The sequence below is a fragment of the Faecalicatena contorta genome (genome assembly GCF_021531995.1).
GTDB lineage: Bacteria > Bacillota > Clostridia > Lachnospirales > Lachnospiraceae > Dorea_A > Dorea_A contorta_A.
The window spans coordinates 1-25120 of the sequence record NZ_JAFBIZ010000012.1 but is presented as its reverse complement, the minus strand read 5'-3'; the positions used below and the strand labels follow the sequence as shown (position 1 = coordinate 25120).

At 43.3% G+C, this 25120-nt stretch carries 22 protein-coding genes and 1 pseudogene; 2 read left to right on the top strand and 21 right to left on the bottom strand.

Annotated features, from left to right (window positions below; all coding sequences use genetic code 11):
• Positions 1–10: 10 nt before the first annotated feature.
• From JQM82_RS03020 to JQM82_RS02980, 9 genes are all read right to left on the bottom strand, one after another.
• Positions 11–958: an FHA domain-containing protein gene (locus tag JQM82_RS03020; protein ID WP_235248528.1), complete on the bottom strand. Its 948-nt coding sequence runs from the start codon at positions 956–958 to the stop codon at positions 11–13.
• A gap of 140 nt (positions 959–1098) precedes the next feature.
• Positions 1099–2637, bottom strand: a complete 1539-nt coding sequence (locus JQM82_RS03015) for a nitrite/sulfite reductase (protein WP_235248527.1) — start codon at positions 2635–2637, stop codon at positions 1099–1101.
• A 1-nt stretch (position 2638) separates the two neighbouring features.
• On the bottom strand, positions 2639–3250 hold the full coding sequence (gene yihA, locus JQM82_RS03010) for a ribosome biogenesis GTP-binding protein YihA/YsxC (protein WP_235248525.1): 612 nt from the start codon (positions 3248–3250) through the stop codon (positions 2639–2641).
• 10 nt (positions 3251–3260) lie between these two features.
• Positions 3261–5615 (bottom strand): endopeptidase La, encoded by a 2355-nt coding sequence (gene lon, locus JQM82_RS03005; protein ID WP_235248523.1) that lies wholly within the window; start codon positions 5613–5615, stop codon positions 3261–3263.
• A gap of 81 nt (positions 5616–5696) precedes the next feature.
• Entirely contained in the window at positions 5697–6953 is a 1257-nt protein-coding gene (clpX, locus tag JQM82_RS03000; protein WP_235248521.1) for an ATP-dependent Clp protease ATP-binding subunit ClpX, read from the bottom strand.
• Positions 6954–6986: 33 nt separating this feature from the next.
• Positions 6987–7568, bottom strand: a complete 582-nt coding sequence (clpP, locus tag JQM82_RS02995; protein WP_235248519.1) for an ATP-dependent Clp endopeptidase proteolytic subunit ClpP — start codon at positions 7566–7568, stop codon at positions 6987–6989.
• 38 nt (positions 7569–7606) lie between these two features.
• Complete coding sequence (gene tig, locus JQM82_RS02990) at positions 7607–8893, bottom strand: trigger factor (protein ID WP_235248517.1); 1287 nt, start codon at positions 8891–8893, stop codon at positions 7607–7609.
• A 103-nt stretch (positions 8894–8996) separates the two neighbouring features.
• Complete coding sequence (locus JQM82_RS02985; protein WP_235248515.1) at positions 8997–9674, bottom strand: hypothetical protein; 678 nt, start codon at positions 9672–9674, stop codon at positions 8997–8999.
• Between the two features lie 13 nt (positions 9675–9687).
• Entirely contained in the window at positions 9688–10233 is a 546-nt protein-coding gene (locus JQM82_RS02980) for a DJ-1 family glyoxalase III (RefSeq protein WP_235248513.1), read from the bottom strand.
• 121 nt (positions 10234–10354) lie between these two features.
• Between JQM82_RS02980 and JQM82_RS02975 the strand changes: the two genes are divergently transcribed.
• Together JQM82_RS02975 and JQM82_RS02970 are read left to right on the top strand one after the other, a co-directional pair.
• Positions 10355–10798, top strand: coding sequence for a CYTH domain-containing protein (locus JQM82_RS02975; protein ID WP_235248512.1), 444 nt, complete (start codon positions 10355–10357; stop codon positions 10796–10798).
• A 111-nt stretch (positions 10799–10909) separates the two neighbouring features.
• On the top strand, positions 10910–11317 hold the full coding sequence (locus JQM82_RS02970) for a helix-turn-helix transcriptional regulator (protein WP_235248510.1): 408 nt from the start codon (positions 10910–10912) through the stop codon (positions 11315–11317).
• Here the strand turns inward: JQM82_RS02970 and JQM82_RS02965 are convergent.
• From JQM82_RS02965 to JQM82_RS02910, 12 genes and pseudogenes are all read right to left on the bottom strand, one after another.
• Entirely contained in the window at positions 11314–12522 is a 1209-nt protein-coding gene (locus JQM82_RS02965) for an aspartate kinase (protein ID WP_235248509.1), read from the bottom strand. The two genes, JQM82_RS02970 and JQM82_RS02965, sit on opposite strands and share 4 nt — an antisense overlap.
• Entirely contained in the window at positions 12516–13727 is a 1212-nt protein-coding gene (locus tag JQM82_RS02960; protein WP_235248508.1) for a cofactor-independent phosphoglycerate mutase, read from the bottom strand. Before JQM82_RS02960 ends, JQM82_RS02965 begins: the two co-directional genes overlap by 7 nt.
• A 65-nt stretch (positions 13728–13792) precedes the next feature.
• Positions 13793–15022, bottom strand: coding sequence for a homoserine dehydrogenase (locus JQM82_RS02955; RefSeq protein WP_235248507.1), 1230 nt, complete (start codon positions 15020–15022; stop codon positions 13793–13795).
• A 12-nt stretch (positions 15023–15034) separates the two neighbouring features.
• Positions 15035–16142 (bottom strand): peptide chain release factor 2 gene (prfB, locus tag JQM82_RS02950; RefSeq protein WP_235248543.1). Its coding sequence is split into 2 segments (ribosomal slippage): positions 15035–16066 and positions 16068–16142, totalling 1107 coding nucleotides; the frame shifts between segments, so codons are not numbered across the junction.
• Between the two features lie 44 nt (positions 16143–16186).
• Complete coding sequence (gene secA / locus JQM82_RS02945; protein WP_235248506.1) at positions 16187–18751, bottom strand: preprotein translocase subunit SecA; 2565 nt, start codon at positions 18749–18751, stop codon at positions 16187–16189.
• Positions 18752–18882: 131 nt separating this feature from the next.
• Positions 18883–19659 carry a phosphoribosylformimino-5-aminoimidazole carboxamide ribotide isomerase gene (gene hisA / locus JQM82_RS02940; protein WP_235248505.1) on the bottom strand — a complete coding sequence of 259 codons (777 nt, stop codon included), beginning with the start codon at positions 19657–19659 and terminating at the stop codon, positions 18883–18885.
• 153 nt (positions 19660–19812) lie between these two features.
• Positions 19813–20127, bottom strand: a complete 315-nt coding sequence (locus JQM82_RS02935; RefSeq protein WP_235248504.1) for a hypothetical protein — start codon at positions 20125–20127, stop codon at positions 19813–19815.
• A 123-nt stretch (positions 20128–20250) separates the two neighbouring features.
• Positions 20251–22203 carry a fructose-1,6-bisphosphatase gene (locus tag JQM82_RS02930; RefSeq protein WP_235248503.1) on the bottom strand — a complete coding sequence of 651 codons (1953 nt, stop codon included), beginning with the start codon at positions 22201–22203 and terminating at the stop codon, positions 20251–20253.
• A gap of 72 nt (positions 22204–22275) precedes the next feature.
• Positions 22276–23034, bottom strand: coding sequence for a 4-hydroxy-tetrahydrodipicolinate reductase (dapB, locus tag JQM82_RS02925; protein ID WP_235248502.1), 759 nt, complete (start codon positions 23032–23034; stop codon positions 22276–22278).
• Between the two features lie 99 nt (positions 23035–23133).
• Positions 23134–24024, bottom strand: coding sequence for a 4-hydroxy-tetrahydrodipicolinate synthase (gene dapA / locus JQM82_RS02920; RefSeq protein ID WP_235248501.1), 891 nt, complete (start codon positions 24022–24024; stop codon positions 23134–23136).
• Between the two features lie 117 nt (positions 24025–24141).
• Positions 24142–24588, bottom strand: a pseudogene (locus JQM82_RS02915) (tRNA threonylcarbamoyladenosine dehydratase); the annotation flags it as partial.
• Positions 24578–25063 (bottom strand): class II glutamine amidotransferase, encoded by a 486-nt coding sequence (locus JQM82_RS02910; protein WP_235248500.1) that lies wholly within the window; start codon positions 25061–25063, stop codon positions 24578–24580. The pseudogene JQM82_RS02915 and the gene JQM82_RS02910, both read right to left, overlap by 11 nt.
• Positions 25064–25120 lie beyond the last annotated feature (57 nt).

The window sequence follows — 25120 nt, the reverse complement described above, 5'->3', positions numbered from 1 at the left end:
CAATGCTTCTTTATAACACACGAAAAGATTCATCTGCCAGTTTTAATATATCACCTGAATTCAGTAAGCAGGCCGCACCCGGACGAAGCTGTACTCCATTCAAAAATGTTCCATTGCGACTCTGCAGATCCATGACATAATAATTACTGCCATTTCTGACAATCTTACAATGTACATTTCCCACTCTCATATTTCCACTGATCTGTCCATCCGCACGATAGACACTTCTTCCCAACAGATATTCATCCTGAGAAATAATAAATTCAAGCTTCTTCTCTCTCTGAGCACTTTGCAGTACCAGTTTCGTAAGTTTCTCCGCCTCTTCTGTCTTCGGCTGCTCTTTTTCATCTGTCTCCTCTTCAGACGACTTTGACTTTATGGCATATCCTGCCCCCTCATCTCTGAATTGCGAAGCAATCTCTTTCAGGCTGCAATTCGGATCCTGCAATTTGTTCTGAAAATACTGAAGCCTGTCTCCCGGAACTTTCGTAAAAATCCTGCTCCATTCTAGCAGTCTGGTGCGAAGAAGCTGATCAAATTCATACTCTTCCATCTCAATTTGAGTACTTACCACCGGAAGATAGATCAGATATATCTCTTTCGTCTTATAATCTACAAAGATATGATCCACCGTAAGATCCATGCTACTGCACTTTAACAATGTGTTTTCCCTGAGTTCTAATATCACCGAGACAATATTTCCTGCAATCTGCAGAAAATCTGCCTCACTGATTGAAGCCAGAATTCGATCCATTCTGCGATACTGATCCGTAATATATACAAACTTCGGCCATCCGTTAAACATAACTTTCGTACACTTCAGAATTCCACGGCACGCTCCGGATAACATCATCTTATAACCAGTCGGGGAAAAATTCTCCTCAGATCTGAGAAGATAAGAGACATAATTCTCCCCTTCACTCTTTTGAACTAATCCTTCATCAAATATCGTTTTCATACTTCTCATTCCCATTTGTTATTTTATAAAACTAACTTATATTCAATATATCATACTTTTTCTATCAAATATAGCAAAATGTATCATTTTTACACAAACAAGAGACTGTATCCAACAGCCTCTTCTCTCCTGTTATTCAATTAATACAGATACTTTTCTGCAATTTTCCTGAGCTTTTCCGGATCTTTTGCATACCACTCTTCAAAAGTCGCACTCTCTGCCTGAACTGCTTCTCCCAGTTCCACAAAAAATGCCGGCATCTCTTTCTGAAGCACCATGCCCCACGGCTCTCCAAATCGTTCCTGCCCCTGTACATCACAGCCGTTGACATGGAATGTAAATGCTGGTTCTGCCACATTGTTCACTCGCTTGGCCCCGCCATGGAATCCCAGTGTGCCAATCTGATGTGTACCACAGGAAGAAGTACATCCGGAGATATGGATCCTCGGCAGTACCCCATCTGCAAAGTCATGTTTTCTCACTTCTTCAATAATGGATGCCAGTGTCCCCTGTGAATCACGAAGTCCTACCTGGCAGATGGTACTTCCGATACAGGATACAGATGTCTCAAACAGATTCTGTGCACCATCGGCCGTGACAGTTTCCACTTCCTTTGCTTCATCTCCCGTCAGATTGATCACATAGATCGTCTCATCCGGTGCAATACGAACCTCCACCTGCTCCATATCTTTGATTACATCATACAGTTCTGCAAATTTCGTAACCGGCGGAAGTCCTCCGACCGGATGATAAGCAACCGCATACAATCCTTCCTGCTTCTGCCCGATGATACGCTTTCCGGATGCCGTACTTCCGTCTCCGGTCTTGGTCACTTCTATGATCTCCGGATGAATCGTAAGATTACCCTTTGCTTTCACTGCCGCCAGTTTTTCAACGTATGCCTCTTTATAACCATCTGTACCAAGCGTTTCCTGCATATAGCGAGTTCTTGCTTTTGCACGGTTCTCATAATTTCCATATGCAACAAAGGTATCCACCATTGCCTGTACATAATACAGCACCTCAGCCGGATCAGTCCCTTCTGCAACCTTCACGCCCATACGTGCATTATTTCCAAGACCTCCGGCACTGTATACATCAAAAGTTCCGTCCGGTCTTGCCACAAACCCAAGATCTCGGAACGTCGCATGCGGCTCATTCGCCGGAGAGTTAGAAAAACATACTTTTAACTTTCTCGGCAGCTTTACCGTCTTGATGATTCCCATCAGATAATCTGAAACAGCCTCTACATACGGCATCACATCAAAATATTCTCCCTTTTCCACTCCGGAAAGCGGGGATGCCATCGTATTTCTCGGAAAGTCTCCGCCTCCTCCACGGGTAATGATTCCGACATCCATGGCTTTTTCCATAATTGCACAGACAGTGTCTGCCTCCAGATCATGCAGCTGTATCGTCTGACATGTTGTAAAATGTGCTTTATCCACACCATACTCGGCAATGGCATCTGCCACAAATTTCAGTTTCTCTTTTGTCAGACGGCCGCCCGGCAGGCGAAGTCTTAACATACTTGCATTTCCGCCTTTCTGCGCATAGCTTCCAAATCCTCCGGAAAAACCTTTGTACTCTTTCATGCTGATTTCTTTTGCATAAAACTTATCTGTCATCTCATGAAACTCTGCAAGATCTTCTTTAAATTCTTTGATCAAGTTTTCCATACTACAGTTCTCCCTTCTCTTTCTCTATATCCAGGAACTCAGACTCTACCAGTTCCCATATCTCATCTCTGCCCTGTTTTGTTTCCGCAGAGAATGGAATCACCCTGGTTCCCGGCAGAACATTCAACCCCTGTTTTACAAGTTTAATCTGTTTATCCTTCTGACTTCTCTTTATTTTATCCAGTTTTGTCGCAATAATCACCGGCTGGTATCCCTGTGCTACAATCCACTCATACATCATCTTATCATTGGAAGATGGTTCATGACGGATATCAATTAGCAGAAACACTACTTTCAACTGTTTTGACTCATGCAGATAACGTTCAATCAGCTTGCCCCATTTGATCTTCTCCTGCTCCGACACTTTTGCATAGCCATATCCCGGAAGATCTACCAGATATAATTCCTCATTGATATTATAAAAATTAATCGTCTGTGTCTTTCCGGGCGTTGCTGATGTCCTTGCATAGGATTTTCGATTGATCAGTGCATTGATCAGCGAGGATTTCCCTACGTTAGACTTGCCGGCGAATGCAATCTCCGGAAGCGTATTTTCCGGAAGTTTGCTTGTAATACCACATACTGTTTCCAAATTAATGCTTCTGATTACCATATAATTCCCCTTATCTGTCTTCTATCGCATCTGACGCCAGCGCCACATTCAGCACCTCATCCATGTGTGATACCGGTATGATCTCCAGCCCCTTTGTAATCTCTGAAGAGATCTCTGCTACATCAGTTTTGTTTTCTTTTGGTACAAGCACTGTCCTGATTCCTGCATTTTTAGCTGCCAGAAGCTTCTCCTTCAGACCTCCGATCGGAAGAACTCTTCCACGCAGTGTAATCTCTCCGGTCATTGCAAGATCAGCTCTTACCTTGCGTCCTGTAACAGCAGACATCATTGCCGTAGCCATCGTAATTCCCGCAGACGGACCATCCTTTGGAACGGCTCCTTCCGGGATATGAATATGAATATCATGTTTCTTAAAGAAATCCTCCGGGACTCCCCGCCGGGTGCTCACAGAACGGATATACGTGATTCCGGCTCTTGCAGATTCTTTCATGACGTCTCCAAGCTGTCCTGTCAGAAGGATCTCACCTTCTCCGGGCATGACATTGACCTCTATCTGAAGTGTATCCCCTCCGACGCTTGTCCATGCAAGTCCGCGGACAATTCCGACCTCATCCTTTTCATTAGCCATCTGGTAGGAGTACAGTTCTTTTCCAAGATACTGAGACAGATTTCGCTCCGTCACATGGATTGATTTCTTTTTTGATTCCAGAATTTCTCTTGCCGCTTTTCTGCAGATATCACCGATTTTTCGCTCCAGCTGTCTTACACCGGCTTCTTTTGTATAATTCCGGGCCATCTTCCAGATTACTTTTTTACTGATCGTAAGCTGCTCCGGCTTCAAACCATGCTTTTCAAGCTGTTTTGGAATCAGATGTTCCATTGCAATATGCAGCTTTTCATTTTCTGTATAACTGCCGACTTCAATCACTTCCATTCGATCAAGAAGCGGTCTTGGAATCGTCTGAAGCGTATTCGCAGTTGTGATAAATAATACTTCGGACAGATCAATCGGAACTTCCAGATAGTGATCCACAAACTTATTATTCTGTTCTCCATCCAGAACCTCAAGAAGTGCAGAAAAAGTATCCCCTTTATAATCACTGCTGACTTTATCAATCTCATCCAGCAGCATCAACGGATTCTTAACTCCTGCCTGCTTCATACCGTTTGCAATTCTTCCCGGCATTGCTCCGACATATGTCTTCCGGTGGCCCCGAATCTCCGCCTCATCACGCACTCCACCAAGAGAGATCCTGACATAAGGCTTCTTCAATGCCCGTGCAAGCGACTTGGCAATAGATGTCTTGCCGGTTCCCGGTGGCCCCACCAGACACAGAATCGGCGCTTCTCCTTTTTTAGTCAATGCACGCACTGCCAGAAATTCCAACACACGTTCCTTTACCTTTTCCAGACCGTAATGATCCTCATCCAGCACCTTTTTTGCGTATGCAATGTCTTTATGCTCTCTGCACATTTTATCCCATGGCATTTCAAGCATCGTCTCAATGTATGTCCTGATTACACCAATTTCTGCCGGACTGCTCATGGAATTTCGGAAACGTTTAATCTCTTTTGCAAGCTTCTCTTTCACTTCCCTGGATGCATTCAGAGCATCTGCTTTCTGCTGAAATTCATCCGCATCCGACAGTGTATTGTCATCTCCAAGTTCTTCCCGGATCAGCTTCATCTCTTCTCTGAGAATATATTCCCTCTGATTCTTGTCAACACGAGCTTTTACTTTTGCCTGAATCTCTTCCTTTACATTCAGAATCTGAATCTCATTGACAATCTTATAGATCAGTAATTCATATCGGAGCATAACGTCCGACTCTTCCAGAAGTTCCTGCGCATCTTCACAGGAAAACGGCATATTTGCCGCAATGATATCCACCAGCGGCTTTAATTCATTGGTGGTATCGATTCTAAGAGCCAGTTCTTTGGAAAGCTTTGGATTTTTCACCATGTACTCTTTAAACACATCCTTTAGTCCTCGGATCATAGCTTCCAGATTCATTGGATGCTCCTTCGCCCCCGTTTTTTCCTCTGATGTATCCATATCTGGAATTACGGTAACATTCGCGCGGAGATATGGCTCCTCAAATTCCATTGTATTAATGCGGGCTCTGGATTCTCCCGATATCAGAACCCTGCTGATCTTTTTCGGTAATTTTACTATCTGCCGTATCGTTGCAATACACCCGATCTGCTGAACATCTTCCACTCCCGGATCCTCAGCATCAATTTCTTTTTGCATACTCAGAAATATTTTCTGATCTCCCAACATCGCTTCTTCAATGGCTTTCAGAGATTTTTCGCGGCTTACATCAAAATGTCTGACCTCTTCCGGAAGAATCACGAGTCCTCTCAAAGCAACCATCGGCAGACTATAAGTCTCTTTTATCATATATTACTCTCCTGGTATAGAACAGGCGGGTACAAACTGCTCCTCTTGCACCCGCCCTCTTTTCATATCTCTTGTAAATAATTATGCACTTTCAGACCGGAATCTGGAGTGTTCACATTCCGGTTCTCCAAGCCCCTTTACAACATCTTCTGTAATACGGCATGTTTTTAATGTCTCATCTGATGGTGCCTTATACATAATATCCATCATAACATTTTCCATGATCGCACGAAGTCCTCTCGCACCCGTCTTTCTCTTCAGAGAAGTTTCTGCAATCGCTTCCAGTGCTTCCTGATCAAAACTCAGGTGGACTCCATCCAGTTCAAGCATCTTCTGATACTGTTTCACAATCGCATTCTTTGGCTCTGTAAGGATACGGATCAATGCATCTCTGTCAAGCATCTCCAACGCAACAGTAACCGGCACACGGCCAACAAGCTCCGGAATCAGTCCAAACTTCACCAGATCCTGAGGCAGGATCTGCTTCAGCAGTCTGTCTACATCATCTTCATGCTTCTGCGCGATCTCCGCATTGAATCCAATTGACTTCTGGTCAATACGTTTTTCTACAATCTTTTCAATTCCTTCAAACGCACCGCCACAGATAAACAGAATATTAGTTGTATCAATCTGTATCATCTCCTGATGCGGATGCTTTCTTCCTCCCTGCGGAGGTACATTTGCAACCGTTCCTTCAATAATCTTCAGGAGAGCCTGCTGTACACCCTCTCCGGACACATCTCTTGTAATAGATGGATTCTCAGATTTTCTGGTAATCTTATCGATCTCATCAATATAGATAATGCCATATTCTGCACGTTCAATATCACCATCTGCGGCCTGGATAATCTTCAGAAGAATATTTTCCACGTCTTCTCCGACATATCCGGCTTCTGTCAATGCAGTTGCATCGGCAATCGCAAATGGAACACCCAGAATCTTAGCCAGAGACTGTGCCAGAAGCGTCTTGCCGCATCCGGTAGGCCCGAGCATCAGAATATTACTCTTGCCCAGTTCCACCCCCATGTCCTTCCCGGCCATGATTCTTTTATAATGATTATACACTGCAACAGACAGAACTTTCTTCGCCTCGTCCTGTCCGATCACATACTCATCCAGAAATTCTTTGATTTCTTCCGGTTTCAGAAGATTGATATCAGAGAACGGATTCCAGTGTCTTCCGTTCTCATATTCAAATTCTTCTTCTATAATCTCTGCACAGACATCCACGCACTCATCACAGATATACGCCCCATTGGGACCTGCGATCAGCTTTCTGACCTGATTCTGTGTCTTGTTGCAGAACGAACACCTGATCTGATCGTCGTTCTTTCCCATTCTCTCACCTCGTCTAAGGACCGGTCCGCAAAATTAACGGCTTGTGATAACTTCGTCCACCAGGCCATATGCTTTTGCTTCTTCCGCAGACATAAAATTATCTCTGTCTGTATCAGCACTGATTACGTCTAACGGCTGTCCTGTATTTTCCGCCAGTATCTGATTCAATTTCTGACGGGTCTTTAATATATGTTCAGCTGCAATCTGAATCTCTGTCGCCTGACCCTGTGCACCGCCTGACGGCTGGTGAATCATGATCTCAGCATTAGGAAGAGCAAGTCTCTTACCCTTGGTACCTCCTGCCAGCAGGAAAGATCCCATACTTGCAGCCATCCCGATACAGATGGTTTCCACATCACACTTAATGTACTGCATCGTATCATAGATTGCCATACCGGCAGTCACAGATCCTCCCGGACTGTTAATGTACAGATGAATATCCTTTTCCGGATCTTCTGCCTCCAGGAATAACAGCTGTGCAACAATTACACTTGCAGATGCATCGGTTACTTCTTCTCCAAGAAAGATAATTCTGTCTTTTAATAATCTTGAATAGATATCGTAGGAGCGTTCTCCACGGCTTGTCTGTTCAATGACATAAGGTATCACACTCATGTTTACGCCTCCTCCTGATTATATATGCAATTCGGGTTCTACTTTTCCACAGCATTTTCTACTAAGAAAGTCACAGCTTCCTGTACAGCCATATCTTCCTTCATCTGCTTCTTCTCGTTCTCACCCATAAATTCTTTGAGTTTTTCAACTTCCATATTGTATGTTTCAGCCATCTTAGCCAGTTCTTCATCCAGCTTCTCATCTGAGATCTCGATATTTTCGGCCTTTGCAATTGCTTCCAGAACAAGGCGGGTCTCAATACGCTTGATTGCCTGTGGTCTGAATTCTTCCATCATCTTCTCAGCAGTCATGCCGGTAAACTGGAAGTACTGTTCCATGCTCAGTCCCTGAGACTGAATTCTCTGTGCGAAATCATCTGCCATCTGTACAGTCTGAGTCTCGATCATTGGCTGCGGAATTTCATACTCTGCATTCTTAATTGCCTGCTCTACTACCTGATCTTCCTGTTTTCTCTTTCCTTCAGCAGCTTTCTGCTCTTTAATCTTTGCCTTAATATCAGCTTTGTATTCTTCTAATGTATCAAATTCAGATACTTCTGCTGCAAATTCATCATCAATCTCCGGCAGTTCCTTTGCCTTGATCTCATGAACGGTGCATTTGAACACAGCTGCTTTTCCTTTCAGATCTTCTGCATGGTAATCTTCCGGGAATGTGACATTTACTTCAACTTCTTTTTCAGCCTCTGCTCCTACCAGCTGCTCTTCAAATCCGGGAATGAAAGAGCCTGAACCGATCTTCAGCGGATAGTTTTCTCCTTTTCCGCCTTCGAACGCAACACCATCAACAAATCCCTCAAAGTCAAGGATCACTTCATCTCCATCCTGTACCGGACGATCCTCTACTGTGATCTCTCTTGCATTCTTTTCTGCTTCTTCCTGAACCTTTGCATCGATCTCTTTCTGTGTTACACGAGTAGATACTTTATCTACTTCCAGACCCTTATACTCTCCGAGAGTCACTTCCGGTTTGGTAGCAACATCTGCTGTAAAGATGAACGGTTTTCCTTTTTCAATCTGCACAACGTTGATCTCCGGTCTGGACACAATCTCAAGCTCACACTCATCGTAAGCATCTGCATATGCCTTAGGGATCAGTTCATTTGCAGCATCATCATAAAAGATCTCTGCTCCGTACATTTTTTCGATCATCTGACGCGGTACTTTTCCTTTACGGAAACCCGGAAGAGAGATCTTGTTCTTCTGCTTCATATATGCACTCTGAAGCGCTTTCTCTAAATCATCGGCAGGAACTTCAATTGTAAGTTTCGCCATGTTTTTTTCTAATTTTTCTACCTGTAAACTCATTTATCATTTCCTCCTGTTTCTAACCGGCCTTCTGGGTAGCAAAAAAGGCAGGTATCCTACATTACATTCACTACAGAAGTATAACACAAACATTTATAAATATCTAGCCCCCGATTTCATCTAAACGAAGGATTTTTACAATCAAATTGTCCATGTCATCTTCATCAATCGTATATTCCTTGTTTTTCTCTACGGTTACACGAAGAATTACCGTCTGCTTCTCCCCATAACCGGTGGCAAGATATGCTGTATCCAGTAACTCATAAGCATGATTTACAATATCATTCAACACCTGCTGATCAATCTCTTCTTCCGTCCCCTGGTATTCTCCATTTTCCACTTTTTCTGCAATTTTCAGAGAATCCTCCGTCAGTGCATCATAATATTGAACGAACACATCCGAAGGCTGAATCTCAACCGGCACCTCATAGGTATCTTTATCTGTCTTCCTGGCTTCTTCCACCTGATATCGCATGGTCATGAAGATCTTTGACACCAGCTCGGCAAACTGACTGGTCTTCAATTCACTCATCTGAATCTCATTTGTAATATTTCCCGCAACAAAACGGTCAATGGAATCCTGATATATGAGCATCAGCTGCTGCTTGGAGGGCTCTTCCATATATTCCATGGCTGCCTGTGTCTCTCCCTGAAAAGTCAGTGCCAGAACTGCTTTCACATAACCGGAAGCATCTGATCTGTGTCCACATCCTGTCAGCAACAGTATTATGAGCATAAGCCCAACTGCTCTTCGGATTTTCACTCTGTCATATAGTTTCATCAGCCAGTCCTCATTAATAGACGATTGCTTCCGCAATTTCTTTTGCTTTTTCTTCTCCGGCAAGAACTTCTACCAGCTTCAGTGCAAAATCAATGGCGGTTCCCACACCCTGTCCGGTAATGATATTCCCGTCTCTCATAATCGGAGTACGTGTCAATACCGCATCCTTTATCTGTGATTCCACTCCCGGATAACAGGTGGCACGCTTTCCCTGAAGGATTCCGATCTCATCAAGTACCGTCGGCGCCGCACAGATCGCTCCGATATATTTTCCTTCTTCTGCAAATCTTAAGAGAACTTTTTTCAGTCCTTCATGCTCCTTCAGATTCGTGGTTCCAGGCATTCCTCCCGGCAACACGATCATATCAGTCTCCGAAAAATCAACTTCATCAAACAAATCTTCTGTCTGTATGTTAATTCCATGTGCACCGTGAACGGTAAAATCATCCGTAATAGAAACTGTATCTACGTAGATTTTTGCTCTTCTCAACAGATCAACCGCCGTCAGAGCTTCTACCTCTTCAAAACCATCTGCTAACATTACACTTACTTTTTTCATCGCAATCATCCTCCTTAATCAATCATTTTAACATTACTATCCTCAGGTGTACAAGAGTAAGCTTCTGATGTTATACTATTATATAGAATCATAACACATTACACAATGGAGGTCCGACATTATGGAAATCGAACGCAAATATCTTGTTTCTGATATACCGGAACATCTGGAAATCTACCCATGCCGACAGATTGAACAAGGCTATCTGAATACCAGCCCGGTCGTACGCATCCGAAAGGATAACGACAAATATGAACTAACCTATAAATCCAAAGGCCATATGACACGCATGGAATACAATCTTCCGTTAACAAAGGAAGCTTATGGGCATCTTCTGACGAAAATTGACGGACGTCTGATCCAAAAAAAGCGCTATATGATCCCAATCTCCTCTGAACTGACAGCAGAACTGGATATCTTTGAAGGGGAACTGGCGCCTCTGACTCTTGTTGAAGTTGAATTTTCCTCTGAAGATGAGGCCAATACCTTCACTGCTCCTGAATGGTTTGGAGAAGATGTCACATTTTCCGGTGAATATCATAACAGTCATTTGAGCCAGGTGTAGCGCAACAAAATGTTGCGTTATGCACAATTGCTACGTTTTGGCGCACAGATATGAATTTATTGTCCAAATTGCTATACTATCAAGTAAATTCACTTGTGGGGGTACTACACTATGCCGAACGTACAATTAGCCAACAACCTGCGTTATCTCAGAAAAAAACACAATCTGACTCAGGATGATGTATCCAGAGTATTGAACATATCCAGACAGGCTTATTCGAATTACGAAACCAGCAACCGTACTCCGGATCTTGATACCCTGATCTGTCTGTCCAGTTATTACCAGATTTCACTGGATGATCTGGCATTTCGCAGCCTTCCGGGGATGACTGCGTCTTCTGATACCCTCCGTGAAACTCCTGTTTCATATACTCTTACATCAGATAAAAATACCGGTAATTCTATCTATCTCACCGAAGAAGAACTGAATCTGATTCTCAGATTCCGTACCCTCTCCCGTGAGAACAAACAGATCATTACCGGTTTTCTGCGTTCTAATTCCAACTTTCCCGCCGATTAATCACCCAATGCAAATCCATCGTGTACTGCATTCATTGCTTTTTCAATATCTTTCTCTGCAACCAGAACCGTGATACGAATCTCAGATGTTGATATCATATTGATATTTACTCTGGAATTGTACAGACATTCGAACATCTTCGCCGCAACACCCGGATTACTCATCATTCCTGCCCCTACAACGGAAAGCTTTGCAACATTCTCATTCCATGTAATCTGCTGGATCGTAAGTCTTTCTTTGTTAGATTCCAGAACTTCCAGTGCATTCTGAAGATCATCCGTTGCAACTGTAAATGAAATGTCTTTTGTTCCTTCTCGCCCTACTGACTGAAGAATAATATCTACATTGATGTTATTAGCTGCAAGCGTATTAAAAATAGCAAATGCTGTTCCCGGCTTATCTTCTACTCCAATCACAGAGATTCTGGTCGTATTTTTATCGGCAGCCACACCTGTAACTAACAATTTTTCCATATTTGACCCCTCCTTGACTACGGTACCTTCTGAACGGTTCAGGCTGGACCGCACCACTAATTCTACATTGTATTTTTTTGCCATCTCAACAGACCTGTTATGGAGTACTTTTGCTCCGAGGCTTGCAAGCTCAAGCATCTCATCATAAGTAATGGCATCCAGTTTTTTCGCCGTCTTTACAACTCTCGGATCTGCTGTAAATACTCCGTCTACATCCGTATAGATCTCACATTTGTCTGCATGCAGTACTGCCGCAAGTGCAACCGCTGTGGTATCAGATCCTCCGCGGCCAAGGGTTGTAATATCATCATATTTATTCACTCCCTGGAATCCGGTAATGATCACGATCTTCCGGGAATCCAGTTCATGGCGGATTCTTTCGGTATCTACACGCTTGAATCTGGCATTGCCATAACGCGAAGTGGAATGCATTCTGACCTGAAATGCATTTAAAGATACTGCCGGAACATCCAGGGCCTGCATTGCCATCGCCATCAGAGACACAGACACCTGCTCACCGGTCGTAAGGAGCATATCCAGCTCTCTCTTTTTTGCATTCGGATTGATCGAATTTGCCAGCTCGATCAATTCATCGGTTGTATCTCCCATGGCAGAGAGAACAACTACTACATCATTTCCCGCTTTATAATCTTCAATGCAGCGTCTGGCAACATTAAAAATTCTTTCCTGATTGGCCACAGAACTGCCGCCGAATTTTTTTACTATTAACATGTTTCCTCCTGTAATAAGTGCCCTATCAGTCTATAACCGTCAGACCAGTTTCTTCCGGTTGTGGCTGCTGTTTTCTCATTGTAAGCGTTCTTTCCTTCTTTGCTTTCGGTACTGTCATATAACAGATACGGAACAGCCTCTCCGGTGTGTGTTCGCACCTCAATCGGAGTCGGATGATCCGGAAGTACCAGAACACGGTAATCCTCACCGGCGTCTTCCAAACCGTCAACCAATACCCGAAGCACTTCTGCATCAACTTTTTCGATTGCTGTAATCTTATCAGTAATGCTTCCCTGATGCCCCATCTCGTCCGGAGCTTCCACATGAATATAGGCAAAATCATATCCATCCCGGGTAAGTGCCTGCACTGCAGCAGTTGCTTTCCCCCTGTAATTCGTATGAAGTCCTCCATTTGCACCTTCAACAATGATACGATCCATTCCGGCACCCACTGCAATACCCTTTAACAGATCTACCGCAGAGATCATCACACCTCTTTTACCGGTACGTTCCTCAAAAGAAGTCAGTGACGGCTTTGTCCCTGCTCCCCAGAACCATGCAGAATTTGCCGGATGAAGCCCCTTTTTCCGACGTTCTTCATTCAGCGGATGATGATTCAGAATCTCATAACTCTTCTTCATCATCTCCCTGAGCACTGCATCTTCCGGAAGATAATCACCGATTCCTTTTGTAAGTATGTCATGCGGGGGTGTCAGTTCCACTACTTTTCCGTTTTTCCAGATCAGAAGATGGCGGTAGCTGGTTCCCACATAGAATTCGTACCCTTCCTTTTTCAGTCCTTCCTTCAGCGCTTCCACCAGCACAGCTGCATCTTCTGTGCTGATCTCGTCCGAACTGTGATCTATCATCGTCCGATCCTCATATGCACCTTCTTCTTCAGATAATGTTACAATATTACATCGGAAAGACACATCCGTCTCTTTCATATCCACACCTATACTGAGCGCCTCCAGAGGTGAACGTCCTGTATAATATATCTTCGGATCATATCCCATAACCGCCAGATTCGCAGTATCACTTCCCGGAGCCATTCCTTCCGGAACCATCGATGCCATACCAAGTTCCGCTTTGGCTGCAAGCTCGTCCATCATCGGAGTAACAGCTGCTTCCAGTGTTGTCTTTCCTTCCAGTTCTTTCAATGGTCTTCCGGCCATTCCATCTCCAAGCACTACAATGTACTTCATGTCCTCACTCCCATTCCTTTTCTGCCTGATCCTCACAGTTCAGATATCCGGAGACATCCTGACTGTTATTTTTGATCTTCCACTCGTATCATATGTAATATCTGGTTTTTATACAACTTTGATCTGGTCTCATAATCTCCTTCCATCATCACCGGAGTTATGAATCCAAATTCTCCCTTCAGTTCAGGAACCTTAACAATCTCAACCTCCCCAAAAGACTCTTTCAGTGACGGAAGCAGCTCGTCTGCCTCTCCCCTGATACGAATAAAGAATCTTCTCTTTGCATCTGCTTTGTCCTCCAGATGAAGCTTTTCTTCTTTCCACATCGTCATGATGTTGCGGTTCAGATGCTTGGCCGCATCTACTACATCAGCGACAACTGCACTTGCGGTCGGAAGCTTACCTGCTCCGCTTCCATAGAACATTGCATCTCCCAGCACATTTCCATGAACAAAAATTGCATTGAAAACATCATTTACATTGTATAACGGATGTTCCGGATAGAGCATACACGGAGCAACGATGGCATGCAGTCTGTTTCCTGCATAACGTTTGCTGGAGGCCAGAAGCTTGATCGTTGTTCCCATCGTTTTCGCATATTTCATATCTTCTACTGTGATCTCCGTGATTCCCTCACAGTATATGTCTTCAAAATCCACCTGCTGTCCCGAGATCAGAGAAGACAGGATCGCAATCTTTCGGCAGGCATCATAGCCTTCCACATCCGCTTCCGGATTGCGCTCGGCATAGCCATTTGCCTGTGCTTCCTTAAGAACAGTATCATAATCTGCACCTTCATAGAACATCTTAGTCAGCATATAATTGGTCGTTCCATTCAGGATACCTGTAATTTCTTCAATCTCATCTGCTGTCAGTGAAGAGTTGAGCGGACGAATGATCGGAATTCCTCCTCCGACACTTGCCTCAAACAGGAAATTGATACTGTGCTCTGCAGCAATTGACAGAAGCTCCGCACCGTGTGCCGCCACGAGTGCCTTATTGGAAGTCGCAACACTTTTTCCCGCCTGCAGACATTTCTTGACAAATGTATAAGCCGGCTCAATTCCTCCCATGACTTCTACCACGATCTGAATATCATCATCCTCAAGGATCACATCAAAATCATGTATAATTTTTTCCTGCACCGGGTCTCCCGGAAAATCCCTAAGATCAAGCACGTACTTTACATTCAGTTCATCTCCGATACGCTGGTTGATCCGGGCTCCATTGGTATTGATTACCTCGACCACTCCGGAACCTACGGTTCCATAACCCATAACTGCTATATTTATCATAAAGTCCTCCCTCTATTTCTGCGCTGTTTTTTTCAGATAGGCATTGATGAATGAATCAATATTTCCATCCAGAACAGCGGTTACATTACTGTTTTCCTCATTGGTCCTGTGATCCTTGACCATTGTATACGGCTGCATCACATAGGATCGGATCTGATTACCGAATCCAATTTCTTTCACTTCACCACGGATATCAGATACTTTATCTGCCTGTTCCTGTTCTTTGATAAGCTTAAGCTTGGCCTTGAGCATCTGCATGGCTTTTTCTTTATTATGATGCTGAGATCTTTCATTCTGGCACTGTACAACAATTCCAGTAGGAAGATGCGTAATTCGAATTGCGGAAGAAGTCTTATTGACATGCTGTCCTCCCGCACCACTTGCACGATACGTATCAATCTTAAGATCCTCATCTGCAATCTCAATATCAATATCGTCTTCAATATCCGGGATCACATCCAGAGACGCGAATGAAGTCTGCCGTTTTCCCGCTGAATTAAACGGTGAAATACGTACCAGCCTGTGGACTCCCTTTTCGGATTTCAGGTATCCATAGGCATTTTCTCCATTCACCTCAAATGTGATCGCCTTAATCCCAGTAATATCTCCATCCAGATAATCCAGGACCTGCAGAGAAAATCCCTTTCTTTCTGCCCAGCGACTGTACATTCGATATAACATGTTCGCCCAGTCACAGGACTCCGTTCCTCCCGCTCCTGCATGAATCGTCACGATTGCATTGCAGACATCATATTCACCCGACAATAACGTCTGGATTCTAAGTCCCTCAAACAGAGATTCAAATTCCCGGATCTCTCCTCCGATTTCTTTAAGCATAGAAGAATCTTCTTCCTCATATCCCATATCAATCAGAATGCAGATATCATCATATGATGCATATAGTTGATGAATGGTTTTCACCAGTTCCTGAAGATTCTTCAATTCTTTCATCAGCTTCTGTGATTCTTCCGGATTATCCCAGAAACCGGGTTCTTCTACTTTACGTTCCAGCTCCTCGATTCTTCTCTCCTTGCCGGTTACGTCAAAGTGAATCCCTCATCTCGGCAAGAGGTTCTTCATAAGCATTCATTATACTTTTAAATTGATCTAATTCAACCACTTTCTTCACCTCTTTCTGTTTCATGATCAAGCCTTCTGCTGACGTTATTTTCGTCCGCAGCACTGCTTATATTTCTTTCCGCTTCCGCATGGACACGGATCGTTCGGATATACTTTCTTTTCCGCACGTTTTTTCGGTGCGCGGGTCGCAGATTCATCTTTATTGGTACCTGTAACCTTCGCCACCTGTTCTCTCTCTACCTTCTGCTCCAGTTTTACATGGAAGATAGTACGTACGGTATCCTCTGTAATACTTCTGGTCATCTCATCGAACATTTCATATCCGATCATCTTATACTCTACCTTCGGATCTCTCTGTCCGTAAGCCTGCAGACCGATTCCCTGACGAAGCTGATCCATATCATCAATATGTGCCATCCACTTCGCATCAATCACTTTCAGAAGAACCACACGTTCAATCTCACGTATCTGTTCTGTCTCCGGGAATTCGGATTCTTTCATCTCATAAGCCTTTGCTGCACGTTCCTTCAGCATATGCTTCAGTTTTTTCTGATTCATATCCCTGACATCATCTTCTGTAACAGGCGCCATCGGGATCGTATTATGAATGGTCATATTCAGTTCTGTCAGGTTCCACTCGTCATAGTCCTGATCGGCACTGATGACCATATCTACCACATTCTCCACATAATCATTCATCATATGGAAGATAGAATCACGCATATTATCTCCGTCAAGAACATGACGTCGTTCTTCATATATAATCTCTCTCTGTTCATTCATTACCTGATCATATTCCAACAGGTTCTTTCGAATTCCAAAGTTATTGTTCTCAATCTTTTCCTGTGCTTTTTCAATTGCACTGGAAAGCATCTTATGTTCGATCTGTTCTCCTTCTTCCACGCCCAGTGCACTGAACACATTCATCAGTTTCTCGGATCCAAAGAGACGCATCAGATCATCTTCCAGAGAGATATAGAATCTGGATTCTCCCGGATCTCCCTGTCGTCCGGAACGGCCACGCAGCTGATTGTCAATTCGCCTGGATTCATGGCGCTCAGTACCAATGATCTTCAGACCTCCTGCTGCCCTCGCTTCATCATCCAGCTTAATATCCGTACCACGTCCGGCCATATTGGTAGCGATGGTTACTGCATCATGTACACCTGCCTGTGCAACGATTTCAGCTTCCATCTCATGAAATTTGGCGTTCAACACATTATGTTTGATTCCGCGGCGTTTCAACATGCCACTCAGAAGTTCAGAATTTTCAATCGTAATCGTACCAACCAGTACCGGCTGATGTCTTTCATGGGCTTCTTCAATTGCATCACAGACAGCACGAAACTTTTCTTTCTGTGTTTTATATACTGCATCCTCAAGATCCTTACGTATAACCGGAACATTGGTCGGGATCTCAATAACGTCCATTCCATAGATCTCACGGAATTCTTTTTCCTCCGTCAATGCAGTACCTGTCATACCTGCTTTCTTTGTAAACTTATTAAACAGGTTCTGGAACGTAATGGTTGCCAATGTCTTACTTTCCCGCTTTACCTTTACATGCTCCTTTGCTTCAATTGCCTGATGAAGTCCATCCGAATAACGACGTCCGGGCATAATACGACCTGTAAATTCATCCACAATCAGAACTTCATCGTCTTTTACAACATAATCCTTATCCCGGAACATCAGATTATGTGCCCGGAGTGCCAGAATGATGTTATGCTGAATTTCCAGATTTTCCGGATCTGCAAGGTTGTCAATATGGAAGAACTTCTCAACCTTTTTCACACCATCCTCTGTCAGATTAATATTCTTTTCTTTCTCATTGACAATAAAATCACCAGTCTCTTCAATCTCTTCACCCATGATGGCATTGATCTTGGAGAACTCTCCACTGGCTTCTCCCCGTTCCAGCTGCCGTGCAAGAATATCACACGCATCATAGAGCTTTGTTGACTTTCCACTCTGTCCGGATATGATCAGCGGAGTTCTTGCTTCATCGATCAATACAGAGTCAACCTCATCGATCAAGGCATAATTCAGTCCTCTCTGAACCAGCTGTTCCTTATATATAACCATATTGTCTCTCAGATAATCGAATCCCAGCTCATTATTCGTAACATAAGTAATGTCACAATTGTATGCCGCACGCCGTTCATCATTATCCATGCCGTTCAATACAACTCCGACCGTCAGTCCCAGGAATTCATGAACCTGTCCCATCCACTCAGCATCTCGCTTTGCCAGATAATCATTGACCGTTACAACGTGAACTCCTTTTCCGGACAATGCATTCAGATATGCCGGAAGTGTTGCAACCAGCGTCTTTCCTTCACCAGTCTTCATCTCAGCAATACGTCCCTGATGAAGAATAATTCCACCAATCAGCTGTACACGATAATGCTTCATTCCAAGTACACGATATGCTGCTTCTCGAACGGCCGCATATGCTTCCGGGAGAATATCATCCAGAGTCTCACCATTTACCAGACGCTCTTTGAATTCTTTCGTTTTATTTCTTAACTCTGCATCCGAAAGGCTCTGCATCTCAGAATCCAGTGCTTCAATTGCATCTACGATCGGATAGATTCTTTTCAATTCATTTTCACTGTGCGTTCCAAATAATTTCTGTATTAAACCCATATTGACTGTATGCTCCTTACTACTAATTATAGTCACAATACGACCACTCTAATCCCCATTCTAGCACTATCTATAATTCAATTCAACCCGTTTATAAAGTGTTCACAAACTGTTTACCTCACTGTTACAGTTCACTCCTGCCTGTACTGTTTTACTTTCTGATAAGGAATCGTTCCTCCAAACAGATCCAGTGCACTTCCTATGGTAAAATCCAGCTTTCCATGTGAAATCTTCTGAAAATGCCGCAGATCCTCCAGACTTCCGATCCCCCCGGCGTAAGTGACGGGTATCTGCTGCTGTGCGCTCAGGATTCCAATCAGATCATCCTCCACGCCGGAAGCCTTGCCCTCCACATCTACTCCATGCACCAGGAATTCATCACAGTATGAAGAAATCTTTTGAAGTATCTCTGCATCCAGTTTCACCTGAGTAAAGGTCTGCCACCGGTTTGTCACGATATAATATTCTCCGTCCCTTTTTCGGCAGCTTACATCGATCACTACATGCTCTTTTCCTACCGCCTTGCAAAGCTCCTCCATTCGTTCCCATCGGATCTTTCCATCCTGAAACACATATGAAGTCACGATCACATGACTTGCCCCTGCCTCAATATACTCCGCGGCATTTTCAGCTGTAATGCCTCCACCGACCTGAAGTCCGCCCGGATATGCTGTCAGCGCCTTTACTGCCTGCATCTTTGTCTGTTCATAATATCTGGAAGACGGCGGATTCAAAAGGATCACATGTCCTCCCTTCAATCCGTCTTTCTGATACAGATGTGCATAATAATCTGCATCCTGAACGGATGAATAATTCTCCACCGCCTGATCATTTTCATCCGTAAGACTCCCTCCCACAATCTGCTTAACTTTTCCATTATGAATATCAATACATGGTCTGAATTTCATTCTATCTATGTACTCCTTGTATAGTATCTGCTGTTCTTATCGGCATATTTTACCACACTAAAGCATTTAAGTCCAGTAAAAGAGCCACAGGAAATGCCTCCATTTCTTTTCAGCACTTCCTGCAGCTCCTGGTTTCTGATCCAAAGGATCTTGTTATTTCTGATTTTCTTCTACCGTATTGTTTGTATTGTCTGTCATATCATTCGCAGTATCATTCGCAGTATTATCCGTATTGTTATTGTTATCCAGACCGTTTTCTATATTATCAATACCGTCTTGCACATCATTTCCAATATCTTCAACAACACCGCCATTGTTATTGTTATTGTTATTGTTATCTGTGGTTCCTTCCGTCGCAGCATTGTCATTGGCTGCATTGTCATCATTTGTATTATTGCCGCAGGCTGTAAGCCCCATCATCACTCCTGTACACATCAGAATAAATACCCATTTTTTCAACTGTTTCATTTTTGATCTCCCTTTCATGTATATTCATCTATAATCAAGTATTACTTGTTGCTTGTAATATTTGCAGATTATGCCCGACATATACCATGGAAATCATGGGATTTTTTACTAATTATTCTTTTTTTACAGCCGTTCTGCAATCTGACCGCTGCGATATGCTGCCATCAGGATTTCCAGATCCTCAATCTGTTCTTTCAGTTCTCTTCCAGTATCCGTATCTCCTACTTTTTTACGTTCCAGAACCCGTTCTACAACTGTACTGTCCGAATGAATATCACTTTCCTTTTCGATTGCTGCTTCTGTGGATTCAAACGGCTCATGTGCAGCAAGAATCAGTCCATAGGAATTGTAGATCAGTGTATATCCTGCAATTCCGGTTTCTTTCTGATAGGCTCTGGAAAATCCGCCGTCAATAACCAGGACTTTTCCACCGCATTTGATCGGATTTTCTCCGTCCTTGCTCTTCACCGGAACATGACCATTCACAATATATGAGCCCTCACTTGGAAGTCCGAATTCCTTCAGAATATTATTGACCACTTTCTCGTCTTCCAGCAGGCGGTAATATGCATTCTTTTTCTCTTTATGCGTCTCTTTTTCCGCAAGGAAATACCGTTCAAACGTGGCCATCTTATCCTTTCCAAACAGCGGCGAATTCTCACTGAGCCAGATGTACCACATCATATCTTTTCCACGTTCTCTTTCCTTCGAGTCCACCGCATAGAAGCCTTTTCTTACATAGCTCTCCAGAATCTCATAGAGACTCTTTCCTTTATATGTATGTCCATAAAGACGCACTCTTTTCAAAGTTCCGTCTTCATTCAGCGGAACACAGCCATGATACAGCAGATTGCCATTATATACCTTATACAGTCCTCCTTTATTCAGGAGGAACTTCATATGACTCTGCAGCTTCTCACAATTAGTAAATGCCCGTTCCAGACGCTCCATGATATCCTCTTCCTCTTTGGTAAGAGCGTATGGTTTTTTCGGATCAATCGTAGGGAAGTTCTTATCAAGCAGTTCATATTCCTGTCCATCCAGTTCTATGGTTCCTTTTTCATAATCAATATGATGCAGAAGATTTCTCTTTTCCAGCTTAAATCCCGGATTTTTCTTGATAATCTGTCCTTCAACCTTGAACTGGATCACTGAGATTGCCTTGTGCATCTTGATATCCATCAACATTTCGCTCGGGTTATAGTTCGGATGACCTTTCAACTTAAAGCACTCACATGGATCATCCCTGTATGTACTCACTGCAAACGTCGCCAGAGGAAGCAGATTGATTCCGTAACCTTCTTCCAGAATGTCCAGATTGCCGTACCGCGCACAGATTCGAATTACATTGGCAATGCATCCTCTCTGCCCGGCGGCAGCTCCCATCCACAACACATCATGATTTCCCCATTGAATATCTACAGAATGATAGCTTATCAACTTATCCATAATAATGTGTGGTCCCGGCCCTCTGTCAAATATGTCCCCAACAATATGCAGATGATCGACCGTCAGTCTCTGAATCAGCTCGCACAGCGCAATAATAAATTTCTCTGCCCGTCCGATTTGAATAATCGTATTAACAATGGAATTGTAATAGGATTCCTTATCCGTAATCTCCGATTTTTCGGTGATCAATTCTTCAATCACGTACGCAAAATCAGGCGGCAGTGCCTTTCTGACCTTGGAACGGGTATATTTGCTTGCCGTTCTCTTACACACCTCGATCAGACGGTACAATGTAATCTTATACCAGTCTTCCATGTTTTCCTCAGTCTTTTTAATTCTGTCCATCTTTTCCTTCGGATAATAAATTAGAGTAGCAAGGGTCTGTTTCTCCCTGCTACTCATAGTATTTCCGAATACATCATCGATTTTACGGCGCACTGATCCCGAGCCATTCTTAAGAACATGCGAAAAAGCCTCATATTCACCATGAATATCAGTCAAAAAATGTTCCGTGCCTTTCGGCAGATTCAGAATCGCCTGCAGATTAATAATCTCCGTCGATGCTTTGGCGATGGTTGGATAAAGCTGAGAAAGTCTCTCCAGATACCTCTCTTCTAACTCTTTCATAACTTCCTCCCATAATATAATAACATTCTATATCATACAGTTCCTTCCAAACTGAATATAGGCATACCCGTCTTAAAATTGAATCACATCCGACATATCATATCTTCCCGCCGGTTTCCCAGCCAGAAATCTTGCCGCTTCCACAGCACCTTTTCCAAATACCGCTTTGGAATAAGCCGTATGTCTGAATTCGATCACTTCATCCGTTCCGGCATAGATCACTTCATGATCCCCAACGATCGTTCCACCGCGAACCGCAGAGATTCCAATCTCTTTTCCTCCCCTTTTCTGACGCACCTGGCTTCTGTCATATACATATGTATACGGATTTCCTACGGATTCATTAATAGAATCTGCCAGAGCGATTGCAGTCCCACTCGGTGCATCCAGTTTCTGATTGTGATGTCTTTCCACCAGTTCAATATCGTAGCCTGCAGGAGAAAGTACCTTTGTTGCATCCTGCAGAAGCTTTAACAGCAGATTAATTCCAAGCGACATATTGGCAGACTTCAGGACAGCCACTTTTTTTGCGGCCTCTTCTACTTTTGCAAGCTGCTCATTAGAAAGACCCGTCGTACACAGTACAACCGGAACCTTTCTTTCCACACAGTAATCAAGAAGTGCATCTATCGCTGCCGCGTTTGAAAAATCAATAATCACGTCCGCTTTTATATTACACTTTTCAATACTGTCAAAAACGGGATATTCATTCGGGATTCCCATGTATTTATCAATTCCGGCAACCAGTTCAATCCCTTCACTGTTCTTAATAATATCCGTGATTACACGTCCCATATGTCCATTGCATCCATGCATGATTGCCTGTACCATCTTTTTCATCCTCCTGTTATATCATGTGAAAAAAGGATATCATATTGTATCATCAGATATGATATCCTTCTAATTTTTATTATACAACTTTTTCTATTATTAAGCCAGCTTAATACCAAATTCTTTCATTGCTTTTGCCAGTGATTCCTCATGAGCTTTTGAAATCTCTGTCAGTGGCATACGAAGCGGTCCGCAGTCTACACCCATCAGCTGCATCGCTTTTTTTACCGGGATCGGATTCACTTCACAGAATAACTGCTCAACCAGCGGAAGCGCCTTTAACTGCAGTGCCGCACTTCCAACAATATCACCGTTAAAGAATCTTTCGCAGATATCATGTGTTTCATCCGGTGCAACATTGGATAGTACAGAGATAACACCCTTTCCGCCAAGAGAAAGAATTGGAACAATCTGGTCATCATTGCCGGAATACAGATCAATCTTACCGTCTGTCATAGCCATAATTTTTGCAATCTGAGAAATATTACCGGAAGCTTCCTTAATTCCGACAATATTATCTACATTTTTCACGAGTTCCGCAACTGTTGCAGGCTCGATATTGCATCCGGTTCTGCTCGCAACACTATACATGATGATCGGTGCTTTTGCTTCCTTTGCAACGGCTGTAAAATGAGCGATCAGGCCATTCTGTGTTGCCTTGTTATAATACGGTGTCACCAGAAGCAGTCCGTCTGCTCCGTATTCTGCTGCCTCTTTTGACATATCAATTGCAGTTCTGGTACAGTTGGATCCGGTTCCTGCAATAACCGGAATTCTTCCCTTTGCGCGATTGATTGTGAACTTCACACATTCCATGTGCTCTTCCTCAGTCATCGTAGCAGATTCACCTGTTGTTCCGCATATTATAATAGAGTCTGTCTTTTTCTCGCAGTGAAAATCAATCAATTCGTCCAGTTTATCATAATTAATACTTCCATCTTCATGAAATGGTGTAACGATTGCCACACCGGCTCCTGTAAAAATAGCCATTTTACTTCTCCTGCCTTTCCTTATAACTATCAAAATTCTATCATCAAAGAAATGTGATGTCAATGGAAGAAAGTCTATTTACTTACATATACCGGCATGCGAATCACCAAACCTGTTCTATTTCAGACTGACACCTGCCAGATCTCTGACCACTTCTCCTGCTATGATCAGCCCCACTACCGACGGTACAAACGCGGTTGACCCCGGGATATCTCTTCGTTCCGTACATTTATGCTTTGCTCCGGGTGGACAGATACAATGAGTTCTGCAGCTGATCGACATATCTTCGATCGGACGAATCGGCTTTTCTTTCGAATATACAACTTTCAAATGTTCAATATTTCGCTTCTTTAATTCCCGCCGCATGACTTTTGCAAGCGGGCAGACAGACGTCTGATAGATATCAGCTACCTGAAATCCCGTCGGATCCAGTTTGTTTCCCGCACCCATACTGCTGATGATCGGCACACCGGCATCTTTTGCTTCCAGAACCAGCTGAATCTTGGCAGTTACCGTATCCACCGCATCTATAATGTATGAATATTGTGTAAAATCAAACTCGTTTTGTCCCGCTGTGAATGATCAGATCTGCTCCCATTGCAATCGGATTCTGAAAGTAAGGGGTCAGATCCAGCAGATATAGCAGAATTCTTTCACTGTCTGTATCCCCTTCCTGCACAGTTACATATCGATTCAGTCTTGGATAATCAAAAATCGTTCCATTATGAATCAGCGTCCATGACCTTCCGCTTTCATCTTTTCTGGTATATGGATGGCAATTTTTATACTCTACATTACCTATAGTTGCATATCGGATATGTGCAAATGCATTTTTCACTGTAACAGGAACGGACAGACGCTGTTTCAGATAAGCACTATTCGTTGCCTGCACAGGTTCTTTTTCTATCTGAACTTCTGATCCTTCCATACATGCCAGCCCCCAGCCATGTGGATGCTCGATGCTGTGAGAATAGAATTCTTTTAAATAGTCATTCACCTGAATATAATCCACTGAATTAACTCCAAATAATTCGCACATATGATGTCTCCCTTCTTCGTTTATATATTATTCCTATCAGTTTAATATGTATTATAT